Annotated in this window: 12 protein-coding genes; 8 read left to right on the top strand and 4 right to left on the bottom strand. The window is 39.0% G+C overall.

The window, feature by feature from the left end; genetic code table 11:
- Positions 1-648: 648 nt before the first annotated feature.
- Positions 649-1,305 carry a LexA family protein gene (locus tag H3L95_RS06310; RefSeq protein ID WP_003759573.1) on the bottom strand — a complete coding sequence of 219 codons (657 nt, stop codon included), beginning with the start codon at positions 1,303-1,305 and terminating at the stop codon, positions 649-651.
- Positions 1,306-1,409: 104 nt separating this feature from the next.
- On the opposite strand from H3L95_RS06310, the gene H3L95_RS06305 reads away from it, so the two are divergent.
- From H3L95_RS06305 to H3L95_RS06290, 4 genes are all read left to right on the top strand, one after another.
- Positions 1,410-1,595 (top strand): Cro/CI family transcriptional regulator, encoded by a 186-nt coding sequence (locus H3L95_RS06305; protein ID WP_003759576.1) that lies wholly within the window; start codon positions 1,410-1,412, stop codon positions 1,593-1,595.
- A 6-nt stretch (positions 1,596-1,601) separates the two neighbouring features.
- Positions 1,602-2,369 (top strand): phage replication initiator YdaU family protein, encoded by a 768-nt coding sequence (locus H3L95_RS06300; RefSeq protein WP_003759577.1) that lies wholly within the window; start codon positions 1,602-1,604, stop codon positions 2,367-2,369.
- Positions 2,370-2,875: 506 nt separating this feature from the next.
- A complete protein-coding gene (locus tag H3L95_RS06295; protein WP_003759581.1) occupies positions 2,876-3,163 on the top strand; it encodes an AbrB/MazE/SpoVT family DNA-binding domain-containing protein in 288 nt (95 codons plus the stop codon).
- Entirely contained in the window at positions 3,160-3,564 is a 405-nt protein-coding gene (locus tag H3L95_RS06290; RefSeq protein WP_003759582.1) for a type II toxin-antitoxin system VapC family toxin, read from the top strand. Before H3L95_RS06295 ends, H3L95_RS06290 begins: the two co-directional genes overlap by 4 nt.
- Before the next feature lie 45 nt (positions 3,565-3,609).
- On the opposite strand, the gene H3L95_RS06285 is transcribed toward H3L95_RS06290, so the two are convergent.
- Complete coding sequence (locus H3L95_RS06285) at positions 3,610-3,996, bottom strand: hypothetical protein (protein ID WP_003759584.1); 387 nt, start codon at positions 3,994-3,996, stop codon at positions 3,610-3,612.
- 606 nt (positions 3,997-4,602) lie between these two features.
- Between H3L95_RS06285 and H3L95_RS06280 the strand changes: the two genes are divergently transcribed.
- Genes H3L95_RS06280 through H3L95_RS06270 form a run of 3 tightly spaced genes read left to right on the top strand, consistent with a single transcriptional unit; the run spans position 4,603 to position 6,418 of the window.
- Positions 4,603-5,001 carry a hypothetical protein gene (locus tag H3L95_RS06280; protein ID WP_003759589.1) on the top strand — a complete coding sequence of 133 codons (399 nt, stop codon included), beginning with the start codon at positions 4,603-4,605 and terminating at the stop codon, positions 4,999-5,001.
- Between the two features lie 56 nt (positions 5,002-5,057).
- Positions 5,058-5,846, top strand: a complete 789-nt coding sequence (locus H3L95_RS06275) for an N-6 DNA methylase (protein ID WP_003759591.1) — start codon at positions 5,058-5,060, stop codon at positions 5,844-5,846.
- A gap of 17 nt (positions 5,847-5,863) precedes the next feature.
- The gene (locus H3L95_RS06270; RefSeq protein ID WP_003759592.1) at positions 5,864-6,418 is read left to right on the top strand and encodes a hypothetical protein; all 555 of its coding nucleotides are present in this window, start codon (positions 5,864-5,866) and stop codon (positions 6,416-6,418) included.
- A gap of 393 nt (positions 6,419-6,811) precedes the next feature.
- Here H3L95_RS06270 and H3L95_RS06265 read toward each other — a convergent pair whose 3' ends face one another.
- Together H3L95_RS06265 and H3L95_RS06260 are read right to left on the bottom strand one after the other, a co-directional pair.
- A complete protein-coding gene (locus H3L95_RS06265) occupies positions 6,812-8,062 on the bottom strand; it encodes a Y-family DNA polymerase (protein ID WP_040668747.1) in 1,251 nt (416 codons plus the stop codon).
- A 1-nt stretch (position 8,063) separates the two neighbouring features.
- Positions 8,064-8,645, bottom strand: coding sequence for a LexA family protein (locus H3L95_RS06260; protein ID WP_094105975.1), 582 nt, complete (start codon positions 8,643-8,645; stop codon positions 8,064-8,066).
- Positions 8,646-9,074: 429 nt separating this feature from the next.
- On the opposite strand from H3L95_RS06260, the gene H3L95_RS06255 reads away from it, so the two are divergent.
- A complete protein-coding gene (locus H3L95_RS06255) occupies positions 9,075-13,241 on the top strand; it encodes an NACHT domain-containing protein (protein WP_003759601.1) in 4,167 nt (1,388 codons plus the stop codon).
- Positions 13,242-13,253 lie beyond the last annotated feature (12 nt).

The raw sequence follows: 13,253 nt of genomic DNA, 5'->3' as shown, positions 1-13,253 counted from the left end.
CTTCTCCTTTGAACTATAATAATAAACTATCTGAAATAATAAACTTTATTATTATTTTGGATGAACCCAAACGGAAACCCACTTGTGCAAGAAGTGGGCTTGGATTTGGATACATGTTTAAAGACGGGTAGAGCCGTCTGAACATTTGGGCATACGCCTATCGGATTTATCCGATAAATACCCGCTCATGGCGGGCAAAAGAAAAATCAAAATGTATTTTGCAGCTTGTCCGCAGATTATCGCTGCTGCATCGGGATTACGTCCCGATTAAAAAATACGTCCAACTTGCCGCCTGTTACCGGACCCTCTCATCAGGCTACCCGGATGCGCGGCATTTTTTTTTGGCAGGTTGAAAGCTGCCAGCAACCGTTTGTTCTAACCCAAAGGCTCGATCGCCTTTTCTACGCCTGTTTTTTTCGGGGGTTATACTCCGAAAAAAACTCCGAAGGCCGGTTGCTTCGTTCCAAAGATTTAAAGAGCGTTTAATTTCGATGAATCTAATTTTAAGATAACTTAAATAATTAAGCAAGCTGAAATTTAAGATATCTTTATTTTTTGTGATTGATCTTTCCCATGTCTTTGTTTTATATATAAAATAAAAGGTCATCTGATAACTCAGACGACCTTTTATTGGGAGAATTAGACTTTTTATCGCTTCCTTCGAAAAATGCGATGTTCAACCATGGTACCAATAATTTCAATGGTGTGACGTGAAGAAGAGAACGGTGGAAAGTCCCGATTTAATGGAGAAAGAGAAAAACATTCGGGTTCTCCGTTCACAGAACTTACTACTTGATATTTTCTGAAGACTACATCCTTATCAATGCGAGCAACTACAAATTCACCAGGTTCAGGCTTTTGTTCTATATCAACGACGATCAAATCTCCTTCTACAAAATCTGGATTCATTGAATCACCGGAAATTTTCAATGCGAAGCATTTGTTGGGGTCATGGATATTACTCATAAGATAAGCTCCTTTTATTGGATTGGGTATTGGTATCCGCAGATTCCAATTTTCTATTTGAGCAACATCCAAAACGGGAATTTTCCGATTGTTTGAATCCTCTATAAAAACTACATTGGTGTTTGTATCTTCGCCTTCACCTTTTAAAAGCCAGCCTAAATCGCAACCGAGTACTTGAGATAGCTCGTATAAATTTTCTGCATTAGGCTTAGTCGTATTTGATTCCCACTGGGAAATTGCCACGTGGGAAATATCTTTGAGCTTCTTCGCCAGTTCTTGTTGAGTCCATTTGAACTCTTTCCTTTTTTGCCGAATCCGTTGTCCGATTGTCTTATTCACGATATTAGCCTGCTTGAGAAGTATTTAAGTTATCTTAACCCATCTTGCTTTAAGTTTTCTTCACACTTATAATTTAAGAATACTTAAAATGACAGGTAAAAATTATGTTGAAAGCAGATGTCCTAAAATTCTTCGGCTCTAAAAGTGCCACCGCTCAGCACTTGGATGTTAGCCCTTCAGCAGTCACTCAATGGAAGGATATTATTCCCGAAAAACAAGCATATAGGATTGAGAAAATCACAAATGGGAAATTGAAAGTCAATCCTTCTCTTTACAACAAGAGAAAATAAATAACCATGCTCACCGCTGACATCCGCCATCACATTACAACGGACTTCGTGGTTTACCGCGAGTTCGGGCTTTTGTGCGGATCCAATATTCAGGCGGCGACTCTGCTGTCAGGGTTGTTTTGGTGGAGTGATGTGGCCGATAAAGAGCCACAGCGTCGGGGGTGGTTTTATAAAACCGCTGTCCAGTTGCTCGACGAGTTGGGCTTAACCCGTCGTGGCTACGAGAAGGCGCGGAAGTTTTTATCGGGCAAAGGCGTAATCCAATGCCGACGCGCAGGCGTACACGGCAGAATGCACTGGCAGCTTAATAAGGAGCGTCTGCTCGAACTTTGTTATCAGGTCAAAGGCGAGGCAGTGCCTCAATTCGACAGCCGCTATCATATCGATACAGACAATTTCCGCCTCGAGAAATGGATTAATCTCGGTCTTTGGAATGACTTTTTGAAGATGCGCGCCGAAAAAGGCAAGCCCCTCAATATCAAGCAGAAAAAAATCCTGCTCAACCAGCTCAAAGACCTGAAAAACAAAAACTATGACCTCAATGGCGTGATGCAGAAATCGATTCTGAACGGCTGGGGGGGCTTCTATCCATCCGACCGTCCCTCCAACATGCCTGCGCCGCCGACGTCCGAAGCGGCCACGCGCAAAGCTAAGGCGGAATACGAGGCGCAAATCAAACAATCCTCCCATCCGCCCCCCGATACAGGCGGACAGCGGAATCCTGACAATCCTAATCGTCAAAATCTCATAAATTACTACAAGAAAAAACAGTAAACGTCAGGCTGTTGGCACAGTCGCGCCCAAACGCTGCTCCGGCAGCTTTTTTTGCGCCCTTTGAAGCCGAAAAGGTCGTCTGAAAGGCTGTTTTGCCTGTTATGCGGCACCGATTGGGATATGCTCACCTGTTTTTCCGTCTCATATTTCTATTTTTACCCGAATCAGATGATAAAAATCCCCTTTTTTGTTTGAAATAAGTAATTGAAAATACTGTGTTTGTACATATTGATCAAAGAACATTGGCTTTTGAGGACAGAGAACTTTGTCCACATAGGACGACCTTTATACAAAGACCACATTCACAGACCACTATCAAAAAATATTACAGGCGGCCGCCTGATTGTTTTTTGTGCAATTTATGGCTGATACAGATGGATATTGACGTTTGGGAGGATATAGAGCGTTTTTGAGGGAGGGATATGTACAGGTTTTGTGGATAAATGGGTTGAGACGAGATACAAAGTAAGGTAAAGTTACCTTACTTTGTTTGATGGAGATTAATCATGGGAACGGCTTTGAGATTAACCGCTAAAAATCAGGTTACGCTGAAAAAAGAGTTTTTGCTGCATTTGGGCATTACTGCCGGAGACAGAATCCATGTCAGCAAACTGCCTAACGGCGAGCTGCGGATACGGGCAGAAAAGAAGAAAACTGTTTCTCACAAATCATTTAGGGATTTCGCCGGTTGTTTAGGCAATCCGCATGATGTCCATCTATCCATTGATGAGCTGAACGAAGCTATTGCCGATGCTGGGGCAGCGGCAGGTTTAGAAGGATTGAAACTCAAATGAGGCAGATTGCTATTGATACCAATGTTTTGGTAAGGTTGTTCGTTGATGACGATTTGGTACAAAGAGATAAGGCATTGGAATTACTGGAAAGTGCTGATAGTGTGATTGTGCCAACCACGGTATTTTTAGAATGCGTATGGGTTTTGACCCGTAGTTATAAAATGGAAAAAAACCTTGTTTTGCAACAACTTCGCAGTTTCTCCGAATCTATCCCCAATTTGGTTATTCAGGAGGACGAGTTGGGAGCGGGATTTGCAATTATGGAAGACAATGGCGATTTTGCCGACGGAGTCAACGAGTTTTTGGGACGCATGATGGGAGCGTCGTGTTTCGTTACTTTTGACCGTAAGGCAGCAGTTTTGCTTGAAAGTAAGGGCTTGGTAGTCGAGCAGATTAAATAATTCGTTATTGTTGGTACAGCCGTCTGAGTGAATCAGACGGCTTTTTTACATCAGTTCTTCAACATTGATTTCACGGTTCAAGTCAAACTTGCCGATGATTGGACGTTCCGATATTTCAGAGTTAGTTTGTTTTTGGTCAGGAACTGTCTGAGTAACGGTGCTTGCCTGTCTGTTTTTGACTTGTACGGAATCATTAATAGATTGATGATTTATCTCGGGTGATACGACAGTTTTACCAGTATGGCTACGGATAAACCTGTTCAGAGTTGGCTGGCTTACTGTCATTCCCTTTTTTTCAAGCAGGAATCTCAGAATATCTTTTTCTGAGTAACCCAAGTTTTTTAATGTGAAAATCTCTCCGGCAAAGGCATCAAGTTTGGATTTTTTGCCTGACGGAGCATTGTTCTTCACGAAGTCTTCTAAATCGCTCATATGCGTATCTATTCACTTAAATTCATATATAAGTGTCAATATATACATATTTATTCCAAAAATCAACATTCTTAATCTCAAAAATACTAAAGAAATTATAAATAATCATTATTTATATAATTAGTATGTCAAATAATCAAATAAATACATTTCCATACTTCAGTATATTCACACATATCCAAGTCCATGCGTATCACCTCCTCAAAGTAACGCCTATATCCCATATAAACAGCAAATCAAAACAAGACGCAGGATAGGCAACGAGTGCCAAAAACAGGGTGGTTTTACCACCCTGATTCCGCCCAAAAGGGCGGAAACGCCGCAAAGCGGCTGAAGGTTTGAAACAACCATCGGGGGCAGCGGCCGCCGTGTTGTTGGTTGATGTCTAAATTTCAAAGCGCAAAAAGTCCAGACCAAGACAAGTGTCTTTGCACGGCTTCCACCTTTTCCACCACGCCGCAGAGGGCGCACCGGACAAAGATGAAAGCCGCACAAAGCCAGTCTGGACTTTTTGCGCTTTGAAATTTTTTACGACATCACAACACGGCGGCCGCTGCCCCCGATGGTTGATTATTTATGAATGAACATTTATGAAAGGATTATCAAATGGGACTTGATATGTACGGCTACACCATGAATGCCGAGTTTGTCGGCGACCGTCAAACCGATGTGAATGTGAGTGAGGATGAACGCGATGAAGCAGAACTGAATCAATTTGCGTACTGGCGGAAATTTAACCATCTACATGGCTGGATGGAAAAACTATATCGGCAAAAAGGCGGCAAAGCTGATGTATTTAATTGTTGCACTGTGCGCTTAGAACTCGAAGATTTGGAACGGCTGGAAGCTGATTTAAATGATGAAAAACTAGAACACACGCCGGGCTTTTTCTTTGGAGACTCGCAAATATATCCCGATGACATTACTGAAACCAAAACCTTTATAGCGAATGCGCGGTTAGCGATAGCTGAGGGGCGAGCAGTTTTCTATGACAGTTGGTGGTAATGGCATTTAAACGGTTTCGGGCGGCAAAGGTCGTCTGAAACCTTCGGGAGCAAAAAATGGATAACACGGTTAAAGAGCTGAAAAAACTCATTTATTTATTCGGTGCGACGTATAAACCGTCTGATGTTTTTCGTGATTTCGTAGAGCTGGCAGCCCTTGCGATTTTTAATAGTTATATGCGGGATGATGATTGGGAAATACGCGAGGAGCGATACCACACTATCCGCCGAGAATATAAAGAAGAGGCTTTTAAAATTTTTCCTGAGCTGTTGGGCGTTTTGGCTTCGGGCTGCATTAGAGCGGTAAACGTCGGAAGCTACGAAGATTTTTTGGGTGAGCTTTATATGGACTTGGGCGCGTCAAACGAGCGTAATGGGCAGTATTTTACGCCGATGGCAGTGTCAAGAGTGATGGCGAAACTGGTAGGAATCGACACGGCGGAGAAACTGGAAAAACAAAGATTTGTTTCCTTGCTTGAGCCGTGTTGTGGGAGCGGTGCGAATCTGCTTGCCTTTGCTGAACATATCGCCGATAGCGGAAAAGTTCCAACTTTGCATATGGCGACGGTTGCGGTGGATATAGATGTTTTGTGTGTGTGGATGTGTTTTGTGCAATGTCATTTTTACGGTATCCCCGCAAAAATCATACATGGAGACAGTATAAAAAACGAATTTCATACGGCATGGCGGACGGTGCATTGGTTGCGTGGCGGTTTTGAAGACGATATGAAAGCCGAAATTGAAGCCGACAAAAAAGCCGCTTTCGACGCAAAACAGCACAGCCAAGACGAAACGAAGATAACCGCCCCCTTATTGACATTGGAAGAACAGTTGGTTTTGTTTTAAAGAAAGGCAGAAGAGTGATGATTCAAGAAGTTAAAGAAGTGAATATGATAGATAGAATTTTAAATGAAATTTCGGCGTTAAGCCCGAAAGAAATCCGAGAAATTTTTATGCGGATGTGGCGGCATATGGATGCACTGAATGACGGCTTGACGGCTGACGATTGTGTCGAACTTTTTGCAACCGCTTTAAAAGGCAGTTCAGATTTGACCTATGATTTGTTGATGGATACCTGTCATGATTATAGCGTTGGAACGATGACAGAAACATTTGCATTATTGCCGCGTGAAATGTATGACAAAATGTTTTCTGAATGTCTCAAAGGTAAAATTCCTACTGAAACGAGGCTGGATACTGAAGCCCTAATAAAGCTATTGATGTTAGAAAACGTATCTGAAGTAGAGGCAAGCATTAGAAAAGGTTGCATAAGGGCAACACATTTTATAGGCTCAGATAAAAAATTTATCTATGAAACAGGGATTTATGATGAAAATATTCAATGGAAAATTGAAGATTTTAAGGCTAATTACCCGCATACATGGTGGACGGTAGAGCAGATTATTTACAATGACTAAGATATAGAGGTCGTCTGAAACAGCAATTTCAGACGACCTCTATATGCCGAAGGAAACTGAACGGAAAAAACGCCCGCCGCAGCCCCGTTACCGCCTCTCAAGGTTCGGCAGAAACGTCCCCACGCCCCCAAGAGAAAAACAGACTTAGGCAACTTTTCCGGCACCTTCGGCAACCTGCAAAATTGCCACGCCTATTTTTCTCTTGCCCCCTACGGCGGGCTTTTTTATTTATGAAAAATTGGGATTATTTTGAGGAAACTTAAAATCATGATGGAGAAGAACCGAGTCTTTATCTATTACGTCTAATAATAAGCTCATCTGAAATATACAGAATCTTATTTTTGGTTATGGGTTATTCATAGATTTTGAGGAGATTGTGCAACCGATCCGCTGTCAAACTATGGGCAAATCAGTAAAACGTGTGGTATAGCACTGACTCAATCTGTCTCTATTCATCTCCCAGTTGTTTGCCAATAGTTCTGATGCAAGTTTCAGACGACCTTTACCATACTGACGATTGATTTTGTCCCATGCCTCCATGACTGGGTTGTTAGTGACAGACTGCCAAAGATCAGCCTGTATCTGTTCGGCAGGCTTTAAGCCATGTAATTCGATTCCGCATTTTTTGTAGAGGTAGCCACTGCGGAAGATAGTCGCTAGAATTTTTTGTGCCGCGTGATTTAACAGTACAGTGTCGGATGTCGGCACAATTAGGCTTATTGTTTGACTGTTGTGATATTGTGGCTCAGATTCTTTGAAAAAATCTGTATGTAGAAATACGGAAACAGATGAGGCGGTCAATTTGTCTTTACGCAATGTTTCGGCACCTGAACTGATATGATGCGTTATGGCAGCCTGTAGCGCATCCAGTGTGTCTATGCGTACTCCAAAACTCCGACTACGAACAAGATTTTGCTTGGGTGCAGGCTTGGGATGTAAACCATCACAAACTATGCCTTGCATTTCTCTCTGTGTCCGCTCGATAGTTACGCCATAACGAAGGCGTAGGGTGGCTGTATCAGCAAGTACAAAGTCCAAAGCTGTAAATATTCCCTGAGCTGCCAATTTTGCAGCTATCTTGTTCCCAATTCCCCATATTTCACTTACGGCTTCACTTCGTAAAGCTCTCAGACGTATAGACTCAGTCCAGTCAGTCCAAACAACTACACCGCCAAAGTGGGAGGGATATTTTTTTGCCAAGTAATTGCAAAACTTGGCCAGCGTCTTGGTCGGTGCGATGCCGACGCAGGTCGGTATGCCAACCCACTGCAATACTCGGCGACGGATTTCGCGGCCGAGTCCAGCATGGTCTCCAATATTTGCCATAGTGGCAAAACATTCATCTATCGAATAAATTTCTACCGCCGGTACACAACCGGCGATGGTTTCCATCATCCTACGGGACAGGTCGGCATAGAGTTCGTAGTTGCTGGAAAAGGCTTTCAGACGACCTTGAGAAACTAAGTGTTTCACACGGAAATAGGGTTCCCCCATCTTAATGCCTAAAGCCTTTGCCTCAGCAGATCGTGCAACCACGCAGCCATCGTTGTTCGATAAGACGACAACCGGAACATTCTTCAATTCCGGTCTGAAAACTCTTTCACAAGAACAGTAAAAACTGTTCCCATCAATGAGAGCAAACATCTTAGCTTCCCTGGCGAACATCTTTAATAACAAAAGTAACGACACCAATGATTGTCCAAGTATCGCTTTCATCAGGTACAAAATCAGGGTACTCGCCGGAAGCGTTTTCAGAGTGCAGCTCAGGCTTACGGCCGGGAACTTTGTATAGCCGTTTGATCGTAAACTCGTTGCCTAAATCCGCCATCACAATATCGCCGTGTTTCGGAGTTTTTGAACGGTCAATAATCATAATATCGTCTTTGCTAATCCCAGCATCTAGCATGGAATATCCACCAGAACGGGCGGCAAAGGTGGCGGATGGGGTGGCAATGAGGTATTCGTTGAAATCGAGATAATCGGCAATATACGGCTCCGCCGGCGACGGGAAACCTGCTGGGATTTTCTCAAGAGCATATGGGACTTTTAGTGTTGTCCGATTGATGAGTATAAGGCTGCCTTGAGGCAGGGCAGTAGAAGCAATCATGGCATCCACTGTTGGTATCAGTGATACTGGGATACGCTTAACTGCCGTTGCTTCACCGGACTTGCTTTTGCGTCCTGCACCGTCTCTACGGCCGCCTCGTTTCTTTGGGATTTCGTTCATGGTTTTTAAATTTTGATTTTGTAACAAAATCATTTTACCAAAGATTTAAAACTCATTTTGATTTAAATTGCCCATAGCCAAGCATCCTTTTGTTTAGAATACAAAAACACCCCGAAGGGTGTTTTTATCTTTGGTACAAGAGGTTCAGTATATTTAGAGATCGATGTTACAAATCCTGTCGGAGTTTTTTTGTCGTATAAATTTTATGTTTTAGTTAGGAATGAGGGAGGCATTTTAAAAATTAGATCTTCTGTTTCAGCTATTACTTACTTTGTGATCTTTGAGTGCAGCTGCCTAAACATCCCCGATTAGTAATACAACTGAACTGATATTGAAAAAATTGAAGTGGAAATGGATATTATAAACACTTGAAGTATACTGAAAACTTTCATATGATGAAATAGAAACTTTAGTAATGGAAATATCAAAATGTCTATCAGATGGGAAAATATCAAATCTTTAAAAGGTTCCCAAAATAATGCTTTTGAAGAATTAGTATGCCAATTGGCACGCCAAGAATTTCAATCACGGGGAGAATTTATCAGAATATCAGCCCCCGATGGTGGTATTGAAGCAATGTGTAAGTTTCAGGATGGCTCTTTATATGGATGGCAAGCAAAATATTTTTTGAGTTCATTTTCATCATCGCAATGGCAACAAATTGAAAATTCTTTTAAGGAGGCCTTAAAGAACTACCCAAACCTTACAAAATATTATGTCTGCGTAGCAACCGATAGATCAAATGCCAATAGACCTGGAACAGAATCTTTTTTTGCTAAATGGAAAAGCCATATTCGAAAATGGAAAGAATTCGCTCAATCAGAAGGTCGTGAAATAGAATTTGAATTTTGGGGAAATTTTGAATTATCTATTTTATTATCAAAACCAGAAAATGCAGGTAAAAAATTCTTTTGGTTTGATGAAAATGAATTGTCAGAAAATTGGTTTAAACAAAATAATCAACAAGCTATAAGCAATCTTGGTGTGCGTTATACGCCTGAAATCAATGTTAATTTACCTATTACGACACAATTAGAAGCTTTAGCTAGAACTCCCTCGTTTAAAGAAAATATAAGTAATAAATTCAATGAGTTGTTAAAAGAAGTTCAATATCAATATAAATTTATTGATGTTTGTTCGGAGTTAAACCAGTACTTTGAAACCGTATATGATATTTTAATTAAACACCTGAACTTATCAACCATTAACAATCTTGACACAATTATTGATGTCAATATGTTAATACAAGAAATCAGTAAATTATTAGAAAAACTTCATAAATTTCTTAATAATAGCTCAGATGAATCTACTGCAAAAAAAATTGAGCGTAATCATTTTATAAACTTAGCCTATGCGTTAGACGACATTACTAAATTATTAGACTCTTCTGAAATATCGTTATTTAATGGAAAAGTATTGGTATTAACTGGGAAGGCTGGTAGTGGTAAATCCCATTTAATAGGAGATTATATTCAAAAACGTCAAGAATCAGGAAAATACGCTCTATTGTTATTAGGCCAAGATTTTACTGAAAAATCTTTTGTTTGGAATCAAGTATTTAAACAATTAAATCTTCATGATGCAACACCTGAAGTCTTTTTATCTGCCTTGGATAGTATAGGAGAAATGCAAAAGGAACGGTTTATTTTAGCAATAGATGCTTTAAATGAGGGGGAAGGTAAATCTTTATGGAATAATCACCTCAATGGATTTATTGAATTAGTGAGTCAATATTCAAATATTGGATTAGTCATAAGTGTACGAGACAGTTACGAAGAAATTATTTTTAAGCAATTAAATTCAAATAACCAAGATAAATTACGCTACATCAAGCACCTAGGATTTGACAATAAAGAATTTGAAGCTATTCAAATATTTTTTCCCTACTATGGCTTACAATTACCTAACATTCCATTACTTAATCCAGAATTTTCTAATCCATTATATCTGAAATTATTTTGTGAGTCTTTGAGAAATCAAGGGAGAACTTGTATTCCTAAGGGACAAGAAGGATTGAATCAAATTATAAAATCTTATTTAGAGGGTGTTGAAAAACGCATTTGTGAACAAATTGAGCAAGATGTTGGTTCTCACTTGGTTCAAAGAGCAATTGATGTGATCTCTAGCTTACAATTGGAGGGAAGTCAAATTCGCTTGGATTATCTTAGAACTAAACGAAATATAAGAGATGAGCTAATAGAAGACATTGCAGAATCAGATGCTAAAAAATTTCTTGATTATTTAATCAAAGAGAATGTTATCACTAGGTATGCTTATGCTAATAGCGATGAAGAATATGTTGATTTTAACTATGAAAGGGTTGGGGATTACCAAAAAGCCAACTTAATTCTAAAAAATATTCATAATAAAGATGATTTTATCCAATGGTTAAATACCGAACAAGGAAAAGCTTTATATAACAGAGTTAGATATGTTAGGGGTATTTGGGAAGCTTTGAGTGTATTATTACCTGAGCGTTTTGATTTCGAAATATTTGAAGTGCTTAATTGCACAAAAGATAGTTTTTGGTTTGAGATTGTTGTGGAAAATCTCTTTTGGAGGTTGCCTGAAACTATTAATATGCAAAAGTTACAGCGTTTTTTCGATGATAACGACTGTAGCAATAAAGTAACCTTGGTTAATACTTTATTTCAATTAGCTACCGAAATTAGTCACCCATTAAATATAAGATACCTTCATGAAAAGCTGAAATCTTTTTCTTTAGCAGATAGAGACGCTTCTTGGACTACTTGTATTACATTGAATTCTGATAACTTACCTGCAATCAATAGATTATTAACTTGGTGTAATAAAACAAGTGGTCAAGAAAATATTGAACCAGAAGCATTATTGTTGGGAGCAATTGCTGTCAGTTGGCTATTCACATCTACCGACAAAAAAAATAGAAATGACTATATTAATGCACTGGCTCATTTACTTTGGAATAGATTGGAAATTGCCTTAGAACTGTTTAAGGAATTTACGTCAATTAATGACCCTTATGTTGTGGAAGGTATCTTATCTGCTATTCACGGTGCGGTTTTGTATTCAAATAATTTATTAGGTTTAAAATCACTTGCAGTAGAGATAGATAATCAGATATTTAATAAATCCGAAGCAGAAGAAATTTACCCTAATGTTTTAGTTCGTGATTACGCTAGTCGTATTATTGAATGTTCTTTGCAAAAGTGTAATTACTCATTAGAAGATATTAAATCGATCAAAACAAGAATTACTCCACCGTATAGAAGTTCTTTCCCTGATGTTTTGCCTAGCAATGAAGAAATTGATATGAATTATGATTCTTCTGCCCAAAAAGTTATTTTACATTCAATGACTACTGAATATGGTCGTGGCGTAGGGCGTTATGGTGATTTTGGCAGATACACTTTTGAAGCTAATTTTCACCAATGGAGAAATTATAAAAAGGATATTATTGATGTTAATTTACTGAGTAACTATGCTTGCCAAATGATTTTTGAGCAATTTGGTTACGATGATGATAAGCATCAAGAATTTGATAAAACTTGTCATTCGTATGCTTGGTCAAGACATGAAACCAGTAAAGTTGAGCGAATCGGTAAAAAGTATCAATGGTTAGCTTTATATGAAATTTTGGCAAGAGTGATGGATAATTTTCCTGCATTCACTGATAGCTATAACGATGATTCAAAGCGTGACTATATAAGAACGTTAGACAATTTTTATTTGCCCGAAAACCAAATAATAATCGAACCACCAGTCATAACAAGTTTATTTTCTCAATACAAAGATCAAGAACAATGTAAAACCAAACATAATTTTACTTTCCGAGATGATGAATCAATTGATGATTGGGTGAGGAACAATAAACTTCCTGATATTAGTAATTTACTGGAATTGACAATTAATGGTGAAAAATGGCTTGCGTTAGAAAGATACGATAGATTCTGTGAATTGCCGAAATTTGGGCAAAAAGAAAATCATAATAGTTACAAACTTATGATAATAAAAAGTTATTTAATTAATGAGTCTGAATTTTCAAATGCAAAATCATGGTTCAAAACACAAGATATTATACGATTACGGATGCCAGAAGGTAATGCTTTTTACAATCAATTTTTTTCTGGTAATAGACCCATTGAATGGAAGGAAGTTGATGGGTATGGAAAAAGTGAACCGCCTTCATTTAAAGTGATACCTAGTGTAGATTCATACTCTTGGGAGGACACTTATGGGAATGAAGGTATGTCATTTAATGCACCTACTTCGCTAATTTATCTTGGAATGAAAATGCAAAACTCCATCAAAGATGGTTATTGGATTAATCAAAATAATAATTTAATCTGTTTTAACCCACAGATAAATGATAAATTCCAAAATAGTTTATTGGTGAGAAAGGATGAATTCTTAACCTTCTTAAAGGCCAGTAAATTAAAATTGTTTTGGACAGTTTTTGGGGAGGTACATGCTAACAGCGAAAGCAAGTATATTAATAGTTTTTCAGGTTTTTATTTTCTGCATGGCAGGAATCAAGAAGTGAGCGGTAATATTACAAACAACATTCAGGAGACAACATTCAGGAGATTCCAGATTGAGGAAATGAATAACGATTAGATCATCGTCTTG

Origin of the sequence: Neisseria sicca, from assembly GCF_014054945.1 — a bacterium.
Taxonomy (GTDB): Bacteria; Pseudomonadota; Gammaproteobacteria; order Burkholderiales; family Neisseriaceae; genus Neisseria; species Neisseria sicca.
The sequence above is the reverse complement of the archived record's forward strand: the minus strand, read 5'-3'. Positions and strand labels throughout refer to the sequence as shown.